Consider the following 18347-nt stretch of genomic DNA (forward strand, 5'->3'; position numbering starts at 1 on the left):
TCAGGCCCTCCCCGTGTTGATGACGTTCTGGTTCCGGAAACGCGCCGGTGGACACCCGTGGCTCACGGCGTTCGACTGCCCGGGCTGCCCCTTGCCGTCGTTGAAGGTGCCTCCGTGCATATAGCTCGACCGGCCGCCGAGCATGTCGAGCGAATTCCAGAACTCCGGGGATCGCATCTGATACGCAACGTCCTTGACCTGCCCGGTAATCCGTCCGTTCCGGATCTCGTAGCAAACCTGCGCGCCGAACTGGCCGTTGTAGCGCTGCTGGTCAATGGAGTACGACGCCCGGCCGATCATGGCGATCCCGCGGTCGGTCGCCGCGATCAGATCGTTCCACGAGAGGTCACGGTCACCGGGCTGCAGCGACACGTTTGGCATCCGCTGGAACTGCACGTCAGCCCATGACTGCGCGTACGAGCAGCCGTGCGACTGCACCGGCCTGCCCTGTTTCGTGTACCACCACTCGAGCCACGGCGCCTGCTCGCGCGTCGTCTGGTAGTCGACGAACACGCCATCCTTCACGATGTGGAAGTCCTGTGGCTGGACGCCGTCGTCGTCGTAGCCGATGGTCGACAGGGCACCGCGTTCGGAACGGTTGCCGATCACGTTCATGAAGGCGGGGCCGAGCTTGAGTGCTCCGAGCACCTGTTCCGGCGGCGAGATGAACGAGGTTCCGGCGAGGTTGGCCTCGTAGCCCATCGCGCGGTCGAGCTCCGTTGCGTGCCCGATCGTCTCGTGGATGGTAAGGAAAAGCTGCGACGGATGCAGAATGAGGTCGTAGCGGCCCACCTCCACCGATTTCGCCTTCAGCTTCTCGGCCGCCTCCTCACCCCATATCCGCGCGTTGGTGACGATGTCGGCCTCGAGGACGTACTCCCAGCCGCGGCCCGCCGGTTGCACGACCTCGGGGCCGCGGGTGGCAAAGTCGCCGTTGCCGACAGCCGTACACGCCAGGGTGACCCAGCTGCGCACGTAGTCCTGTGTGATCACCGATCCGTCCGTGTTGGCGTAGTTGCGCTCTTCCTTCACGAACGAGAGCCCGGAGTTCACGAAGCGGACGTTGGGCGCGCGGAGCGCCTCGGCATTGGCGCGGAGGAGGAGGTCCGCCTTCTGCTCGACCGGCACGGTGAACGGATCGATCTCGTAGGCGCTCTTCCACGTCACGTCCTTGTGGGCGGGAGCCTGCGCCAGGGTCACGCGCCGATCCTGCGCCACACGATTGGCTCTTGCCACCGCCACGGCTTCCTGCGCGGCGGTACCCACCCCCGGCCTGGTCAGTGCCTCGGTCGCCGCAAACCCCCAGCACCCGTCGACGAGTACCCGCACGCCGCACCCGATCGTGTCGGCATCCACGACGTCCGTGACCTGTCGTTCGCGCGTCTGAATGGAGTTGGCACGGTTTCGGGAGATGCGCACGTCTGCCCAGGTCGCACCCGCGCGCCGCGCGGCGTCGAGCGCCTCCATCATCAACTCGCGTGTTGCAGGATCGGTGTAGAGGCCCCGCGTCTGCGGCCGTGGCGCACTGGCCGGGAGCCCCCGCGGACCGATGACGGCCGCCGTCACGGCCGCGGCCGAGCCTGTCTTGAGAAACGTTCGTCGTGTCGTCATTCGAGGGTGTGCGGACGTGGGGATTCTGTCGCGTGGACCGCGGGGCCGCCATCGGCGCGTGGGCGCCGGGCTCCGCACGCCGCGGCGACAGGATATGCCGTCATGGTGGCATAGCCCACGCATGTGAGGCATGGGCATGCAGTGCCCTACCGCGTTAGGCCGGCCGCGGGTAGGCTTCGCGACATGACCTCCGTACGACTCATCGGCGTTCCCATGGATCTCGGCGCGTCGCGCCGCGGCGTGGACATGGGACCATCCGCCGTCCGCTACACCGACCTCCGGGACCGCATCGAGAAGCTCGGCCATACGGTCGATGATGCCGGAAACATTGCGGTACCGTTTCGCGAAGATGCCGCCAAGGGGGCCCAGCGGGGCGCGCGTTACCTGGGCGCGATCACCGAGGTGTGTGTCGACGTCGCCGCGCACGTACGCGAGGCCCTGCAGGCGGGCCAGGTGCCGGTGGTGCTTGGCGGCGATCACGCCCTGGCCGCGGGTTCGGTGGCCGGCGCGGCCGCGCATCTCGCCACGCGCGACCAGCGCCTGGGGCTCGTCTGGATCGATGCGCACGGGGACCTCAACACACCCGCAACATCACGCTCGGGCAACGTGCACGGGATGCCGCTCGCGGCGCTGCTCGGCAATGGCGACCGCGCGATGGCCGGCATCGCGGGGTCGTCCGGCGCCGTGAAGCCGGGGCAGGTCGCGCTCGTGGGCCTCCGCGATCTCGACCAGTCCGAGCGCGCCCACATCGGCAAATGGAACCTCGCGGCCTTCACCATGCGCGCCCTCGATGAGCGTGGTGTACGCGCCGTCATGGAGGAAGCCATCGCGATCGCCTCGCGCGACACCGGCGGCATCTGGGTCTCGTTCGACATGGACGTGATCGACCCCGACGAGGCGCCCGGCGTGGGTACGCCAGTGGCCGGCGGCATGACCTACCGCGAAGCGCACCTCGCGATGGAGATGCTCGCCGACACGGGACGCATCGTGGGGATCGATCTGGTCGAAGTGAATCCCGTGCTCGACGAACACAACCGCACCGCCGAGATCGCGTGCGAACTCATCCTGAGCGCGCTCGGCAAGCGCATCCTCTGACGCCGCGACGCCCGTGACGACGCTGCGATACGTTCCGCCCGACTTCCAGGCGCCCGCCCTCCTGAACGCACCGGCGGCGCGCACGGTGCCCGCCGAACGCGACGGCGTGCTCCCCGACGGTTTTTTTGCCACGACCAATCTTCCGACCTATGTGAAGGGACCCGACGGCACCTGGACAATGCCGAGGGAACCGCGCATGGACGGCGTGCTGGTGCGGGGGGACGACGGAGGCTGGTGGGTGCGCGAGGGACGTCGCGTGAAACGGGGCGACGCGGTCGTCGTCGGCAGCGCCGAAGACGGAAGCGATGGCGTCCTGGTACACGCCCGCGGCTTTCGCGCCGACGACGGCGTACACGGCGATTTCCATTTCATGTCGAGCCAGGTCTCACGCGAGAAACCCATCGACTATCGACACATCGCGCGGATGCTGGTCGACGAGAAGCGGCGCGGCGGCCACGTGTTGTGGGTCACCGGGCCCGCGCTCGTGCATTCGCGGGCACGCGACAACCTCGTCTGGTTCATCCGCAACGGCTTCGTGCAGGCGCTGCTCGCCGGGAACGCCGTCGCGGTGCACGACATCGAGGCCGCGATCGTCGGCACCACGCTGGGCATGACAAACGCCGGCGAGCCCACCGACAACGGGCACGCCGCGCACATGCGGGCGATCAACGTCATCCGGCGCGCGGGCTCCATCGCCGCGGCGGTGCGCGAGGGGCTGCTCACCAACGGTATCATGCATGCGTGCATCGTGGAGGACGTCCCGTTCGTCCTCGGTGGATCGCTGCGGGATGACGGACCGCTCCCCGACGTCATCACCGATGCGATCGCGGCGCAGGACGCGACGCGCGAACACACCAGGCGCGCGACCATGGCCGTGATGATCGCGACCGCCCTGCATTCCATCGCCGTCGGCAACATGCTGCCGGCCTACTACGAGGATCCGCGGCGCGGCATCGTCGAGTTGCCAACGATCTGCGTCGACGCCAGCGAGTTCCTCGTGAGCAAGCTCAAGGATCGCGGCACGCATCAGGCGATTGGCGTCGTGACCAACGCGCAGGACTTCATGAGCATCCTGCAGGTGGCGGTCGAGCGCGAAATCCAGGTCGAGGCCGTGGACGGCTGACGACGAACGAGGCGGGCTATGCCTCGCCCTTCAGCCGACGAAACTGCGCATCCACGTCCGAGGGAACCAGGAGGTTGTCCGCGATGGCCGCGACCTCCTCGGCGTCGCGCCACACGCGTTCCAGTTCCTCCAGCTCTCCTTCCATCGCGCGCCGCTCGGCGTCTTCGTGCAACGCCATCTCGAGCGCGAGGCGCTGGGGCGCCGGCAGGCTGAAGAGCCCGTACTTGTTGAACTCGCGCTGGCGCGACCTGGCGCGGCCTGGCGACACCCCGTCAGTCATGGACCGAATCAATCCGCCGCTCGCATGCGCCGCGTGCCGAAGGTAGCGCTCGCTGTCGCCGACCTCTTCGATCCGGCGCACGGCCTCGGCGACTTCGGCCTTTCGCCCTCCGTAGCGGTTGACGCTTGGCAGCACGATCGATGCGACGCGCTGCGCGTCGGCGCCCGTGAGCGCTGCCGCCCCGTTCCTGAACCGCAGGTGCAGGCCCAAGGTCCCGTCCTCGGCTGGCACAATCGACGATTCGGCCAGGTGTCGTCGTCGCACGTCGACGATGTCGTTTCCAACGCGCACCCGAGCGACGACCGTGTTGGGCAGCCCGCGTACGATGTTGCGACCCACCTGTGCGAAGAGCCACCCGAACCCTCCGACAGCGACGCCAACGGTGGCGCCGCCCACCACGATCGCGGTCGCCGCGGCAAAGCCGCCGCCGGCCATGAGCATTGCGCGCGTACGCCGCCGACCGAACTGGTCGCCATATCGCCACGCGACGAACTCCGGTCGCTGCGGGTTCCCGATGCGCACCAAAGTCGTCCCCTCGGGGAGCTTGGCCAGCCCGATGTTGTCCGTCGAGACCCGGCGTCGCGTACCTGTATAGAGGCGTTCGGCCTGCTCGATGGCCTCCCACCGTTCATCGAGCGGCGAGAGGTTCCAGCGCTCGCAGCTCATGCACACGACCCAGAGCCTGCCTCGCGCCGGGTCGAACGCGAGTCGCTCGCCTACGGGGAACGCTTCGAGGGAGCTGTTTCGGCCCAGTGGCTTGTTGCAGAAGATGCAGGTCGAGAACATGGCGGCGACCGTACCGGGCGGGGCACGGCGGATCGAGGTCGGGTACGACGGTAGTACTCCTACGAACGGGCGGCGTGCGAGTTCTGGCATCCGAAACCTATGTGCGCGGCGCACGTAGTCGGGGTCATGCGACCCATCGAGTTCCAGATCCTGCTCACGCTGGCCGCCGGCGAGCGACATGGATACGCGATCATTGCCGACATCGAGGCGCGGAGCGCTGGGGCGATCGAGGTCGAGACCGGCACCCTGTACCGGGCGCTGCAACGCCTCCTGGAGCGTGACCTGGTCCGTCCGATGGTGCCGAGGCCGGCCGACCCGGACGGTGATGAACGGCGGCGGTACTACGCGATCACGCCGGCGGGTCGCCGGGCCGCCGGTGATGAAGCACGGCGCATGGCGGCGCTCGTCGATAGCGCTCGCGCCGCGCAGCTCCTCGGGGGCACGCCGTGACGAGCCAAACCGTCGCGACATGGTGGGACCGTGCCTACCGCGTCGCGCTCCGAGCGTTTCCCGACGACTTCCGCGCGCAGTGGGGTGAGGACATGCAGCGTGCGTTTGACGCTCGCGTGCGCGCGCACCGCTCGGCGGTGGGCCGCGTGCCGGTTCGCCTGATCGCACGCGAACTCGGGGGCGTCGTGCGCGCCGGGATCGCTGAACACCTCCACTCCAACGCCAGGCAACTCCGCATGGTCCACGCCCAGGATGTCCGCTATGCCTTCCGCCTCCTGTTCCGCAGCCCCGGCTTCACCCTGCTGACCGTCCTCGTGCTCGCCGGCGGCCTCGGGCTCAGCACGTTCACGTTCTCATTCCTGCACACGGCGATGATCCGCGCCTTGCCGTTAGGCGACGGCGACCGGATCGTGCGCATCGATGGCCAGGTGAACGGACGGCGGCAGCCAGTCGATGTGGTGGATGTGGCGGCGCTGCGCACCTCGCTCGTCACGCTCACGGAGGTTGGTGGCTACAGCGACCGGGAGCTGGTGGTCGGTCGTGACGGCGACCGTCGGGTGGTGGATGCGACCGGCGCGGAGCCCGTGTTGTTCTCGGTGGCGCGCACACCGGCGCTGTTTGGTCGCACGCTACTCCCCTCCGACGCCGAACCCGGCGCCGAGCCCGTGATCGTGCTCTCGTTTCGCACGTGGGAGGTTGTGTTCGGGGCCGACCGAGCGCTCCTCGATACGCGCGTCGCGATCAACGGCGTATCGACGCGGGTGGTCGGCATCATGCCGGAAGGCTTTGGTTTCCCGGTCGCATCAGAGGCGTGGGTGCCCCTCCCCGACAGCCTTTTTCGCAGTACCACTCCGGGGCTCGCATCGGTGCGTCTCGTTGGCCGGCTTGGGTCAGAGGTCTCGCACGCCGCGGCCACCGCGGAGGTTGGCCCCCGACTCGCCCGCGCGCTCGTGGCGCGGGACACGTCGCTCCGCGCCGGCGCGGTAGGGGCGACTGTCGAGTCGTTCCCGGCCGTGCAGTTCGGTGAAGAACGCGCGCTGGTGTTTGCCTTGCTCAACCTGCTCGCCGCGCTGATCCTGCTGCTGGCGCTGGTGAACGTGACCAATCTGCTGCTCGCGCGCGCGAACGAACGGATCCGCGAGACGGCCGTGCGCCTCGCGCTGGGCGCGTCGGGTGGGCGACTGGTGATGCAGGGGATGTGGGAAACGGTGCTGCTGTGCCTGGCCGGCGGGATCGTCGGGACGGCGGGCGCCGCGTGGGGGCTGGCCGCGATCACGCAGTGGACCCGTGCGAACATGGAAGGCAACCTCGCCTTCTGGTGGGTGTGGCAGGTGGACCACGTCACACTCCTCGGCGCGGCGACCTTTGCCACGTTGGCCATCGCCATCCTCGGCAGCGTGGTCACCATGCGCGTCCTCCGCACCAACGTGCGAGAGGTGATGCAGGACGGGAGCGCACGATCCGGCTCCCGCAGCGAAGGTCGGCTGTCCCGCATGCTCGTCACCACGCAGGTCGCGACCGTCACCGTGTTGATGTTCTTCGGCGTCATGGCCGGAGTGATGGCGCGTCGGGTGGTCACGATCGATCCGGGATTCGTCACCGCGAGACTGCTGCAGGGCGCCCTGACGCCCCCCGAAGCCCGCTATCCGGGCGCCGCTCAGCGCGCCGCGCTGTTCCGCGACGCGCATGCGCGTCTGGGGACGCACGAGGCAATCGAGGGCGTCCTCTTTCGGCGGACCATGGCGGCGCGCTACAGCGGAGACGGCGCGTTTGCCCTGCGCGATGCACGTCGGTCGGGCGAGTCTCCCGATGCGAGCATCGTCGCCACCCTCGGCGCCATGAAGACGCTGGGCATCGACGTCGTCGAAGGGCGTGAGTTCACCGATGGCGATGACGCGTCGCGGGCGAGCATCGCGCTGGTGAGCCGTTCACTCGCGGCGAAGTACTGGCCGGGCCGATCGCCGGTCGGCGACCAGGTGCGGCTTGGCGTCGTTGGAGACACCACCCAGTGGCGCACCATCGTCGGCGTCGTGAGCGACGTGCCGTACGGCAACCCGCTTTCGCGCGACCGGAGCCCCGATGCGCTCTACATCCCGTTGCTGCAATCGGGCACGACGAGTACCGCGATGCTGATGCGCTACCGGACCAGCGAGGTGGCGGCCCGCGAGGCCATGCTGCAGACGTTGGGCGCACTCGATCCCCTGCTGATGCCGGAGAGCGTGCAGCCGTTCACCGAGGTGCTGCAAAAGACGGCGATGCTGGCGACCTCGGTCTCGAAGCTCTTCGGCGCCTGCTTCGCCTTCGCGCTCGTTCTTGCGCTGGTGGGCACCTACGGCCTGATGTCGCGTGCGATCGGGCTTCGTCGACGCGAAATCGGCGTCCGACGCGCGCTCGGCGCCTCCGACGCCAGCGTCACGCGCCTCCTCCTGACGCAGGGCGGTCGGCAGCTGGGCATCGGTACCCTCATCGCTGCGCCGATCCTCGCGGCGGTGGGTTTCGGTTTCACGCGGTTCTTTCCGGTGAGTGCCTGGCTGACCGCGGCGGTCGGCCTCGGTGTGTCGCTGGCGATCGTAGCGGCCGTGCTCGCTGCGACCTGGGTTCCGGCGCGTCACGTCCTCCGTGTCACGCCTCGCGACGCCCTGTGGAGTGAATAGGCCGAATGTGCCGAGCGCCTTGCGCCGGACGCTCGCGCGCGGCATGGTGCGCGCGTCCGATCATCGCCGCACCGACTGACCTCAATCACCGTCCCTACAACATGTCATTGGTCGAACTGCTTACCGATTCCGGCGGAGTCCAGTCTCTGGCGCGCGAACTTGGCCTCACCGAGTCTCAGGCCGCGTTGGGTGCCTCCGCACTGCTGCCGGCCATTCTCGGCGGCTTCAAGAAGCAGGCGCAGGCCGGCGGGCTCGGCGGCCTTGGTGGGCTGCTCGGCAAGCTGGGCGGCGGCAGCCTGCTCGACGAGGTTCTTTCGCGGAAGCCGACGGACATCGGACGCGGCAATGAGGTCCTCGGCGCCATCTTCGGCTCAAAAGACGTGAGCCGCGCCGTGGCAGAGAGCGCGTCTGCACGGTCGCGACTCGACCCCAGCGTGCTCAAGAAAATGCTGCCGTTGCTCGCGATGATCGTATCCGGCTACATGGCAAAGGAGAGTGCACCACCCCAGACGGCTCACATCGGCGGATTCCTCGGCGAACTGCTTGGCGGCGGCGCTCCGCCGAAGGCTGGAGGCGGGCTTGCTGGCCTGGCGTCCATGCTGGATATGGATCGAGACGGGAACCCGCTCGACGACATCATGGGTATGGTCAGGGACGGCCAGCGATAGCCGGCGTTCCAGGATTGTTGCTGCTCAGTGGGGAACAGCCGACGAACTCAGGTCCAGGGCTCACACCGGTCGCCTGCCGTTCGACGCGCTTGCGCTGCGCCATGGCTCAGGCGCAGCGCGCGACAACAGGTTCGGTGCAGGTCGATCAGCGGATGCGGAGACCCAGCCTGTGCGCTCCACCGGAGCGGAGCTGTTCCCAGCCGTAGTCCAGGGCAAATCGATCGATTGTCAACCCACCGCCTAACGTCATCGGCCGTTGCACGTTGAGTTCGGCGCGCCGGACTCCGGCCCGGCCCGCGACGGCGATCCCTTCGATCGGCACCCACGACACCTCGGCGGCGAGGTTTCCCGAGACCAGTCCGTCGCGGCGGACGGCGGCGCCGCCGAGCACATTGATATCGATCCATGGGCCGATCGGTATCGCCAATCCGCTCAGGCCGGCCGCGAGGCGCAACGGCACGTCCGCCGGGTCCGAACCAACGACGTCGATGGACTGCCCGATGTTCTGCAGCGCCACGCCCAGCGTCATGTTGCGCCAGAAGGCATCACGTGCCGCGCCAACGCTGACTGCGGCGGCGCTCGCCCGCTGGAGGTCCACCCGCTCTTCGAGGTACGTAGCGGCGGCACCCCATCGCCACCCCTTCCACGCCGTGGACATCGCGAGAGCGGCTGTCATCGAGGCCCCGGCGCCTGTTCCCCTGGTGACGAGCACCTCGTCGGTGATCGGGTGCTCGCCGGCGACCGGCACGCTGGCGTAGTCGAGGTACGAGACGGCAATGCCGACACCGAACGCACCGATCGGCGTCGTGGTCGCGACCGTGCCGGCGCGCGCACCGCTGGCGTAGTGTGCGAGCGTGACGCTGGTGGCGGCGGCGGTCCCGGCGAGCGATGGGTTGCCTAACGCGGACTCCGGCTCGCGGGTCCCGAGGTTCAGTCCGCCCAGTGCGGCCGTTCGGGCGCTGAGCGGAAGTTGCACGGCGAGCGGCGCGTACGTGGTGCGCTGTGCACCGACCGGGGCGGTGACCAATGCAAGCAGGAGCAGGGTGCCGCGGTTCATCGGCCGGCCTCCCCGGGCGCGCTCGTGAAGAACTCGGGGCGCATGTGGGAGAATCCGATGTTGTCGAGCAGCACGGTGCCGGCCTCGGTCCGGTCGAAGAGCCATCGCACGGTCACGAGGCGCGACGGGTCAAAGCCCGGCGCGGCACGCTCGAAGTCCGCGAGCGGAATGGTGAACGTCTGCAGGACCACTTCATACGTCGTTGAAAAACGCTGCTTGTCGCGCCCCGCGCGTCGGTAGACGAACGCCTCCAATGGACGCCGCACGGGGCCGTAGGTGGACAGGGCGACCCGGGCCGAACGACCATCGGCGTCCACCGCCACGACGCTGAGATCCATCGGCGTGGTGTCCGGTGTCGCCTTGGGCGTCGGGGGCCGTCGCGCCGGCGCGCGCTTCGAGGTGGAGTCGGCCTTCCTGGTGGTGTCGCGCGCCGGTTGTCGCCGTCCCGGTGTGCCCTCCAACGGCGCCATCGAGAACACGAGCGAGGTTCCGGGGTCGAGCGCCAGGGCCCGACGCACCGAGTCGCCTAACGTGAGACCGAACGCGGCCGGTCGACCGCGCCTCGTGGTATCGTCGCCGGCGATCCGGTTGTTCCAGGCGAGCGTCACGGCGTTGTGCTGCATGTTGCTGCCGCGATTGCGGAAGGGGACCAGGCTCTCCTTCCACGTGGCCAGCGAGTCGCCGGCGAGCGTCACACCAGGGCCGCCGGTCGTCACGTCTACATCGTCCTCGAAGTCCGCCACGGGCGTAAACCGGCTGTCCTGGAAACGCGTGACATACATCGTCTTCGGAAGCCAGCGGCCCGCGGTGCGGTGGTCGCGGAAGAGCGGCAGGTACTCCTGCTTTCCCTTGAGCGTCGCCTCGAGGAAGGCCGAGATCACGACTTCGGCAAATCGACGCTGTTCCGCCTGGGTCATGAATCCGCGAAGGTCCAGCGAGCGGCGCGATCGAGGGCCCCCATCGGTGCTGCCCCACACGGTGTTCCACTGGCCGTGGTTCGCCCTGTAGACATAGAACGCGGACTTGAAGTAGTCGCCCTTTCCCGTGTAGCGGATCCGCTCGTACTGCGTGAGGCCGGAAAAGCTGGACACGTCGCCGTCGTGCGACCCGTGCATCAGCAGGTAGTTGTAGTCGGCGAGCGGCGTCCCCTTCTCCATCGGTCGGTACTGGCCATCGACCGGCGCAATCGCCACCAGCGACTTGATGTCGAAGTTGAAGTCGAAGGTCGTGTTGCCGTCATCGGGATAGTGCCGCAGTCGATTGAACATCCCCGCGACCGCGACAGCCTCGCCGCCGCGGGAGTGCCCCATGAGCGCGATGTTGTGCATGTCCACCCGCCCCTGCAGCGGCGATCCCGCCGAGTCGTTGAACCGCTTCCACGCCTGCAGGTGCTTGAGGAGCATCCAACCGCGCGCGTCGTTCTCCCCGCGCATGAACCCGTTCAGGAAGTTCTCGTCGACCGACGCGAGGATGAAGCCGCGCGACGCGAGCAGCTCGCCCAGGTAGCCGTAACCCGGATCCGAGAACTCGGCCATGTTGTGGTTGCCGTGCACGATCAGCACGAGCGGATATGGCCCCGCACCATCGGGATACCAGACGCGCCCATTGACCGGCAGCCTGGAGAAGTCGAAGCCCCAGAAGTCCTTTCGGATCTTTGCCTGCTGCGGATCTGGGGCGGAGGCAAACTTCGTCCCGTCGACGGTTGCGGTCCTGATGGTGACGGAATCGCGAAACTCGGCGCGCCGACGATCGGTCCCGCTGCCGTAATACAGGCGCTTCACGCCGAGCGAACCCTTGAGCGACGGATCCGGCGCGTCGAGCGACAGCCCGGAGAGCACGCTCCCGCTGTCGTCCCTGGAGAGCTTGAGCGGCGCCACGACGCAGGCCGCCAACGCGGCGGCGGCCGCAATCCACGCGACGTGGCGAACACGAATGGAGAGCACGGCAGACACGAACGACCTCGCGTGCACTGAGGTGATGAGACGGCGGCCCCACGGGAGCCGAGAACGTTTGACACCGGAACCGCGTGGAAGGTGTGGCCGCGCCACGCATGCGGGAAGCGCGGGCCACCTTCCCGCGCCGGCGTCGTTCAGCTTCGCGCTGGTCGTGCCACGGCCACGAGAAACGGCACGGCGGACAGGGCAGCAACGAACGCGAGCGCGGCATAGCTCCAGGTGCCGACGATGACGCCGGAGAGCGCGCCCGCCGTGGCGCCGGCGATGCCCATGCTGAAGTCCGACAGGCCCTGCGCCGAGGCCCGCATCTCCACCGGGACCGAGGCACTGAGGAGTGTGGAGCCCGCCACCATCGTCGACGACCACCCGAGGCCAAGGAGCATGAGTCCGGCGGCGAGCCGCGTGGTATCGTGGCCCGCTGTTCCGGCCAGGGCACACGCCCCGATGAGGAACAGGAGCCCGGCGAGGATCACCCGGCGACCGCCCACGCGATCGGTCATCCAGCCAACGATCGGGGAGAACGCGTACATGCCGGCGATGTGGAAGCTCAACACGATCCCAACGATGCGCAGCGTGTCGGTTGGCCCATGGCCGCCACCGCGGATATGCACCGGGGTCATGGCCATCACGCCCACCATGATGAGGTGGCCGACGGCGACCGCGATCATCCCGAGCCTGGCCGTCGAGTGCGACGACACCACGCCGAATGCGGCGCGCAGCCCGACGCGACGCGGCGCGGGAGGGACCGCGTCGCCCAGCGCCGCCTGGCGGGCGAGCACCGCCGGGTCAGGGTGCATGACGAGCGAGATCACCACGGCCGCGATCACGAAGAGCACGGCCGAAAGCGCAAACGGGCCGGCGAGCGTGGGAACGCCGCGCCCGCTGAGCGCAGCACCGGCAAAGGCGGTGAGGTTGGGGCCCGCCACGGCCCCCAGCGTGGTCGCCCACACGATCAGCGACAGGTGCCGACCACGCAGCGCCGGTGGCGCCAGGTCGACCGCCGCATAGCGCGCCTGCATGTTCGCGGTTGTCGCGGCGCCAAAGAGGAAGAAGCCGGGAAATAGCAGGGCCGCGGAACTGCGCATCGCGGCCGCGACGACGACCACGGAACCGATCGCGGCCACCAGATAGGTCGAGGCGAGGCTCGGGCGACGACCGCGCCGCTGCACGATCGCGGTGGCCGGCAACGCGAGCAGCGCCGCGCCAACCACCACGCTGCTCTGGGCAAGGCCCGAGGCGCCCGTCCCCACGAGGTCGGCGGCGAGCAGGGCGCCGACGCTGGCACCGATGGCCACCCCGACCCCGCTGATGATCTGCGTGACAAACAGGAGGCGCAGCGTGCGACGCTGCGCCACGGCAATGAGCGAGTCCGTCACACGCTGCCTAACGTGCCAGCACCTGGAACCCGACGCTGGCCTTGCGGTCGCCCCACGCCAGCTCGATGACGCCCCGCGCCCCGTTCAAGGGACGGATCGTGATGGTGAGGTCCTCGACGAAGGCGTCGGTCGGCGAGAGCTCGAGCGGTGCGCGTCCCAGATCGTGCGACGCATCGTACTGCGTGCCCCACTGCCCGGTTTGGCTGTTCACGATGAGGACGGCGCCGCTGGGCGTGAGCTGCGTCCACAGCGAGTAGAGGCCCGCGGGCACATGCAACCCACCGAGCTGGATCGGACGCGAGGTGGCCAGCAGCGTCGCCTCGTTGGCTCCGGTGCGCCAGATGGAGTCCATCGGGATCAGGGCCCCGCCCCACACCGTTCGCCCGCGGACCGCCGGGCTCCCGTAGCTGATCATGATGGGCGCCTGCGTGATGGACGCCTGCGCCACCTGTCGCGGTGACAGCACGCCGGTGGGTCGCATGCGTCGGGCCAGCGCGTCCATGTCGATCCGACCCGTCGTGCGCTGCGCGATGGCCTTGTTCGTCGTGTACGCCCCGCTGAGGCCGATCAACCCTCCCCGCCCATCAAACACCAGCGACATGGCGTAGGGTGCGCCGCGCAGGCGGACCGTGTCGCCACGAAAGGCCTCGATCCCGAGGTACCCAACGCCGTTGCCGGCGAGCGCGATCGACGGAACCGAATCATGAGGGGTGCGCGCTCGCAGCAGTTCCAGCGGAGCATAGACAAAGATCGGCAGCGCCGGAAAGGCATTGGGCGCGGCGAAGGTCCGCGAGACCTGGCTGTCGGCGAACACCAGGGTCCGAGTGGCCGAGTCGCCCCGGAAGGCAAACCGGTACTCCAGCGGCGTGTTTGGCAGCGCGCTGCCATCAGCTGCCGTGCGGCGCACCGTCGCGGCCGTCACGCGGCCGTTTGCCACCGTCAGCACATACTGCGTCCGCACAACCGCGGCCCCGCCGCGCGTCACCATGTCGCCGTGAAAGCGGGTCGGCGTGCGGGTGAATTGCTCCACCGCGACGGTGTCACGCCCCAGGCGGTATACGAGCGTCCCGTCCTGGGCGGCGGCCGGAGCAGCGAGCAGCAGCAGAGCAATTGGAAGAACGGGGAGTCGGCGCATGAGAAGGTTGGGGTCCGATTCGAGGTCTGCAATGTATCTTGCACCGATGCAACCCACACGCTTCCTCGCGTCCCTCGCGCTGCTCGTTCCCGCGATCGGACCCGCCCAAACGGTCCGCGTCTCGTTCCCTGCCTCGACGCGCGCCGAACCGATCACCGGGCGCGCCTTTCTCTTCCTCGCACGCACGGATCGCCGTGAACCCCGCCTCCAGGCAGGAGCCCAATCGGGCAGTGAACCGTTTTTCGGCATCGACGTCGAGAACCTGAAGCCGGGCGCGGCGGTCACCTTCGACGCGCGCGTGCCGGGGTTCCCGGTGGCAACCCTCGCGCAGCTGCCTGCGGGCGACTATTTCGCGCAGGCGCTGATCCTGCCCTACACGCAGTTTGCGCGCGCCGATGGGCACACGATCTGGGCGCACATGGACGCCGGCGAGGGTCAACGGTTCAACGTCTCACCCGGGTCGCTGATCTCCGCGCCGGTGAAGGTGCGCTGGGACCCGGGCGCGCGGGCGCCCATCGCGCTGACGGCCAACCGTCTTGTGCCTCCCGTCGCCGCGGCACCCGAAACCGAGTGGGTCAAGCGCTTCAGGATCCGCTCGAACCTCGCCAGCCGGTTCTGGGGGCACGACATGATGCTCGGTGCCGTCGTGCTGCTCCCGAAAGGTTACGCGGACGAACCGTCGCGACGGTACCCGGTGGTCTACACGATCGGCCACTACAGCGACCGCGCGCCCTTTGGCTTCACGTTCGATGGGTGCGACAAACCGGAAGATGCCGCCGCCCGTGCGGCACGCCTCGCGCGGACCAACCGCGAACCGGGTTGCGAGTTCCAGCAGGCCTGGACCTCGGGCCGGGTTCCGCCGTTCATTGCGGTGTTCATCCAGCACACCACGCCCTTCTACGACGACAGTTACGCCCTGAACTCCGCGAACAACGGACCGTATGGAGATGCGATCACGCAGGAGCTGATCCCCGAGATCGATCGACGATTCCGCACGCTCGCGGCACCCTACGCCCGCGTGCTCACCGGCGGATCGACCGGGGGCTGGGACGTGCTCGGCCTGCAGCTGCACTATCCTGACGTGTTCGGCGGTGCGTGGTCGCTCTACCCCGATCAGCTCGATTTCCGGAACTACCAGTTCGGCGACATCTACGCCGATACGAATGCCTTCGTGCGGGCAAACGGTTCGTGGCTTCCGCGCGAGATCCCGTCCAGTCGATCGGCCGAGGGCCTGACCGAGCTGACAGTGCGCGAGGAGAACCAGGCCGAGGCCGTGATCGCCTCGCGCGGGCGATCCGGCGGTCAGTGGGATGGCTGGCAGGCGGCCTGGGCCCCGGTGGGGCCCGATGGATACCCGGCGGCCCTCTGGGACAAGCGCACCGGCCACATCGATCGCACGGTGGCCGAGTCCATGCGCGCGCGGGGCTACGACCTCCGCGCGTACGCCGAGGCGAACTGGAGCCGGATCGGCCCGTCGCTGGTGGGCAAGCTGCACGTGGCCGTTGGCGACATGGACAACTACTTCCTGAACCTCGGCGTGTACCGCTTCGAGGAGTTCCTCGAAAGCACGAAGCAGCCGGGCAAGGGTCCGTACTACGCCGGGCAGTTCTGGTACGGACGGCCGCTCAAGCCCCACGGCTGGCAGCCGTGGACAAACCAGGAGTTGTTGCGCCTGATGCAGGCGCAGGTGGAGCGGAACGCGCCGAAGCCCTAGTTCGGATTCGGCGCCGGCAACACAGCAGGGTCGTTGCGCGCGCCCTGGCCCGAGGGCCGAGGACCGTCAGGTGTCACTGGAGTGCCTGCGGGTTTCACCGGGCTTGCCATGCTGCTGCTGATCGGTGGTCCGCCGACGGGTCACGACGTTGGTTGGCCCGTGGCGACCGGCGGGAGAGCGCGCGTGCGAATCTCCTCGCTCACCCGCGCGACGAACGCATCGACGCCGATGACCTCCTGCTTGCGGCCCTGCCCGCGTTCGCGCACGGCGATGGTCCCGGACTCGGCCTCGCGCTTCCCGACGACCGCCATGTACGGAACCTTCATCAGTTCCCCTTCGCGGATGCGGTAGTTGAGCGTGTCGCTCCGGGCATCGAGGTGCGCACGGATCCCTGCCGCCTTCATGCGGCTCGTGATCTCCTGCGCCGTGGTCGCGAGGTCGTCGGAGATCGGCAACACGCGCACCTGCTCCGGCGCGAGCCACACCGGGAACGCTCCGGCGAAATGCTCGATGAGAATCGCGATGAACCGCTCGATCGATCCGCTCACCGCGCGGTGAATCACCACGGGCCGATGCGACGTGTTGTCCTCGCCGACGTATTGCAGGTCAAAGCGTTCAGGCGCGGCGTAGTCGAGCTGGATCGTGCCAAGCTGCCAGGCGCGTCCCAGCGAGTCCTGCACGTCGAAGTCGATCTTGGGTCCGTAGAAGGCGCCGTCGCCGGGCTTGTGCTCATATGGCTTGCCGGTTGCCCTGAGTGCCGACTCAAGCGCCGCCTCGGCGCGGTCCCACATGGCGTCTTCGCCGATCCGCACCTCGGGCCTCGTGGCGAACTTGAGCGTCGCCGTCAGGCCAAACGCATCGTAGTACCCGAGGATGAAGTCCATCAGGAACTGCACTTCCTGGGCGATCTGGCTCTCCATGAGGAAGACGTGGCAGTCGTCCTGCGCAAACTGCCGAACGCGCGTCAGCCCGGAGAGCGCACCCGTGAGTTCGTTCCGGTGCAGCACGTCGAACGTCACGTATCGCAGGGGCAGTTCGCGGTACGAGTGCTTCTTCGTGTTGTAGAGGATGTAGTGCGAGGGACAGTTCATCGGCTTGAGTGAACTGTCGTGCTCCCCGGTTTCCTTGTTGAGGACCAGGAACATGTTCTCGCGATACTTCCCCCAGTGCCCGGACTGCTCCCAGAGCAGCTTGTTGTACAACAGCGGCGTGCGAATCTCCTGAAACGCCTCGCGCTGTCGCTCGCGAACGAACTCGGTGATCGTGTTGTAGAGAATCGTGCCGCGCTCGGTCCAGAACGCGGCGCCCGGCGAGACCTGCGAGAAGAGGAACAGGTCGAGCGATCGACCGAGCACCCGATGGTCGCGTCGCTTCGCCTCCTCGATGCGGAAGATGTACGCGTCGAGATCCTCCTTCTTCCACCACGCGGTCGCATAGATGCGCTGCAGCATCTGGCGCTTTTCGTCGCCGCGCCAGTACGCACCGGCCGTATGCAGGAGCTTGAAGTGCCGGAGATAGGACGTGTCGGGAACGTGCGGCCCGCGACAGAGATCGATGAACGGGCCATCGGTATACGTCGAGATCACCTCGTCGGCGCCGAGGTCGGCGATGCGCTCGAGCTTGAGCGGGTCGTCGGCAAAGCGCCGCAGGGCCTCGGCCCGATCGATCTCTTCACGCACGAACGGGTACTTCTCCGCGACCACCTTCTTCATCTCCGCCTCGAACCCCTCGAGATCCTCCGGAGTGAAGGGCCGGTCCACTTCGAAGTCGTAGTAGAAGCCATCTTCGATGGCGGGACCGAAGCCGATCTTTGCGTCCGGCCGCAAGCGGCGCACGGCGGTCGCGAGGATGTGGGCGCCGGAGTGTCGCAGGACCGCGAGCGAGTCCGCGTCACGGTCGGTCAGCACGCGAAAGGGACCGGCGGCGCGCAGCGGCGTCCCGAGGTCGAGGATCTCCCCGTTCACGGTCACAGCGATGGCGGCCTTGAGCAGCCGTTCGCCGATGGAGGCGACGACGTCACGGGCTGGCGTGCCGGGTGCGACTTCGCGAGTGGAGCCGTCGGGGAGCGTCAGGACAAGCATTGGAGCGGGAGTGCGTGTGAGCGGAAGCGCGTCGGTCGCCTAACGCAGCGTCTCGAGTACCGGCACGAGCCTGGGGCCAAGCCGGAGCACTGCGATCGCCCCACCGAGGACCACGGCCGCGATCACGGTCCACGCCAACCACCAGCGGGTCCGTGACTCCTGAGGAGGGTCCTCGGCCTGTCGACGCGACATACGCGCAAGTTAGGCAGGTCGGCGCGGTGGAGCGAGAGGGTCGCCCCGCGAGGGCCGCGCGAGCGCGCGACCATGACTCCTCCGGGTGTGGACGCGCCGGTACGCGCGCGCAGGGGGGACCGAGTGCAGGGCGGACCGTGCGCATCAACCGCCGCACCCCCGTCGCGCGC

The 18347-nt window shown here is 68.4% G+C and carries 14 protein-coding genes; 6 read left to right on the forward strand and 8 right to left on the reverse strand.

Features of this window, described 5'->3' with window-relative positions; translation table 11 throughout:
- Positions 1 to 1611, reverse strand: coding sequence for a TldD/PmbA family protein (locus tag IT361_12850; GenBank protein ID MCC6318564.1), 1611 nt, complete (start codon positions 1609 to 1611; stop codon positions 1 to 3).
- 183 nt (positions 1612 to 1794) lie between these two features.
- Here IT361_12850 and rocF point away from each other — a divergent pair, with 183 nt between their 5' ends.
- Both rocF and IT361_12860 read left to right on the forward strand, forming a co-directional pair.
- Positions 1795 to 2706 (forward strand): arginase, encoded by a 912-nt coding sequence (gene rocF / locus IT361_12855; GenBank protein MCC6318565.1) that lies wholly within the window; start codon positions 1795 to 1797, stop codon positions 2704 to 2706.
- 22 nt (positions 2707 to 2728) lie between these two features.
- Positions 2729 to 3829: a hypothetical protein gene (locus IT361_12860; GenBank protein ID MCC6318566.1), complete on the forward strand. Its 1101-nt coding sequence runs from the start codon at positions 2729 to 2731 to the stop codon at positions 3827 to 3829.
- 16 nt (positions 3830 to 3845) lie between these two features.
- Here the strand turns inward: IT361_12860 and IT361_12865 are convergent, their stop codons facing one another.
- A complete protein-coding gene (locus IT361_12865) occupies positions 3846 to 4895 on the reverse strand; it encodes a hypothetical protein (GenBank protein ID MCC6318567.1) in 1050 nt (349 codons plus the stop codon).
- A gap of 126 nt (positions 4896 to 5021) precedes the next feature.
- Between IT361_12865 and IT361_12870 the strand changes: the two genes are divergently transcribed.
- The 3 genes from IT361_12870 (at position 5022) to IT361_12880 (ending at position 8667) form a co-directional block, all read left to right on the forward strand.
- Positions 5022 to 5345, forward strand: a complete 324-nt coding sequence (locus IT361_12870; GenBank protein MCC6318568.1) for a helix-turn-helix transcriptional regulator — start codon at positions 5022 to 5024, stop codon at positions 5343 to 5345.
- Positions 5342 to 7999, forward strand: a complete 2658-nt coding sequence (locus IT361_12875; GenBank protein ID MCC6318569.1) for an ABC transporter permease — start codon at positions 5342 to 5344, stop codon at positions 7997 to 7999. Before IT361_12870 ends, IT361_12875 begins: the two co-directional genes overlap by 4 nt.
- 101 nt (positions 8000 to 8100) lie before the next feature.
- Positions 8101 to 8667 (forward strand): DUF937 domain-containing protein, encoded by a 567-nt coding sequence (locus IT361_12880; GenBank protein ID MCC6318570.1) that lies wholly within the window; start codon positions 8101 to 8103, stop codon positions 8665 to 8667.
- A 145-nt stretch (positions 8668 to 8812) separates the two neighbouring features.
- On the opposite strand, the gene IT361_12885 is transcribed toward IT361_12880, so the two are convergent.
- From IT361_12885 to IT361_12900, 4 genes are all read right to left on the reverse strand, one after another.
- On the reverse strand, positions 8813 to 9724 hold the full coding sequence (locus tag IT361_12885) for a hypothetical protein (protein MCC6318571.1): 912 nt from the start codon (positions 9722 to 9724) through the stop codon (positions 8813 to 8815).
- Positions 9721 to 11676 carry an MFS transporter gene (locus tag IT361_12890; protein ID MCC6318572.1) on the reverse strand — a complete coding sequence of 652 codons (1956 nt, stop codon included), beginning with the start codon at positions 11674 to 11676 and terminating at the stop codon, positions 9721 to 9723. Before IT361_12890 ends, IT361_12885 begins: the two co-directional genes overlap by 4 nt.
- Before the next feature lie 137 nt (positions 11677 to 11813).
- Complete coding sequence (locus IT361_12895) at positions 11814 to 13055, reverse strand: MFS transporter (protein ID MCC6318573.1); 1242 nt, start codon at positions 13053 to 13055, stop codon at positions 11814 to 11816.
- Between the two features lie 7 nt (positions 13056 to 13062).
- Positions 13063 to 14190 carry a DUF2911 domain-containing protein gene (locus tag IT361_12900; GenBank protein ID MCC6318574.1) on the reverse strand — a complete coding sequence of 376 codons (1128 nt, stop codon included), beginning with the start codon at positions 14188 to 14190 and terminating at the stop codon, positions 13063 to 13065.
- A gap of 46 nt (positions 14191 to 14236) precedes the next feature.
- Here IT361_12900 and IT361_12905 point away from each other — a divergent pair, with 46 nt between their 5' ends.
- Entirely contained in the window at positions 14237 to 15904 is a 1668-nt protein-coding gene (locus tag IT361_12905; GenBank protein ID MCC6318575.1) for a hypothetical protein, read from the forward strand.
- Positions 15905 to 16044: 140 nt separating this feature from the next.
- On the opposite strand, the gene thrS is transcribed toward IT361_12905, so the two are convergent.
- Together thrS and IT361_12915 are read right to left on the reverse strand one after the other, a co-directional pair.
- Positions 16045 to 17985 carry a threonine--tRNA ligase gene (gene thrS / locus IT361_12910; GenBank protein MCC6318576.1) on the reverse strand — a complete coding sequence of 647 codons (1941 nt, stop codon included), beginning with the start codon at positions 17983 to 17985 and terminating at the stop codon, positions 16045 to 16047.
- 39 nt (positions 17986 to 18024) lie between these two features.
- Positions 18025 to 18177 carry a hypothetical protein gene (locus tag IT361_12915; protein ID MCC6318577.1) on the reverse strand — a complete coding sequence of 51 codons (153 nt, stop codon included), beginning with the start codon at positions 18175 to 18177 and terminating at the stop codon, positions 18025 to 18027.
- Between the last annotated feature and the right edge of the window lie 170 nt (positions 18178 to 18347).

The sequence above is a fragment of the Gemmatimonadaceae bacterium genome, from assembly GCA_020846935.1.
Taxonomy (GTDB): domain Bacteria; phylum Gemmatimonadota; class Gemmatimonadetes; order Gemmatimonadales; family Gemmatimonadaceae; genus RBC101.

What these genes read in the sequence shown, in the direction of transcription:
- IT361_12850 (MCC6318564.1), bottom strand. Translation starts at nt 1,611, where the DNA reads ATGACGACACGACGAACGTTTCTCAAGACAGGCTCGGCCGCGGCCGTG.
- rocF (MCC6318565.1), top strand. Translation starts at nt 1,795, where the DNA reads ATGACCTCCGTACGACTCATCGGCGTTCCCATGGATCTCGGCGCGTCG.
- IT361_12865 (MCC6318567.1), bottom strand. Translation starts at nt 4,895, where the DNA reads ATGTTCTCGACCTGCATCTTCTGCAACAAGCCACTGGGCCGAAACAGC.
- IT361_12870 (MCC6318568.1), top strand. Translation starts at nt 5,022, where the DNA reads ATGCGACCCATCGAGTTCCAGATCCTGCTCACGCTGGCCGCCGGCGAG.
- IT361_12880 (MCC6318570.1), top strand. Translation starts at nt 8,101, where the DNA reads ATGTCATTGGTCGAACTGCTTACCGATTCCGGCGGAGTCCAGTCTCTG.
- IT361_12885 (MCC6318571.1), bottom strand. Translation starts at nt 9,724, where the DNA reads ATGAACCGCGGCACCCTGCTCCTGCTTGCATTGGTCACCGCCCCGGTC.
- IT361_12900 (MCC6318574.1), bottom strand. Translation starts at nt 14,190, where the DNA reads ATGCGCCGACTCCCCGTTCTTCCAATTGCTCTGCTGCTGCTCGCTGCT.
- IT361_12905 (MCC6318575.1), top strand. Translation starts at nt 14,237, where the DNA reads ATGCAACCCACACGCTTCCTCGCGTCCCTCGCGCTGCTCGTTCCCGCG.
- thrS (MCC6318576.1), bottom strand. Translation starts at nt 17,985, where the DNA reads ATGCTTGTCCTGACGCTCCCCGACGGCTCCACTCGCGAAGTCGCACCC.
- IT361_12915 (MCC6318577.1), bottom strand. Translation starts at nt 18,177, where the DNA reads ATGTCGCGTCGACAGGCCGAGGACCCTCCTCAGGAGTCACGGACCCGC.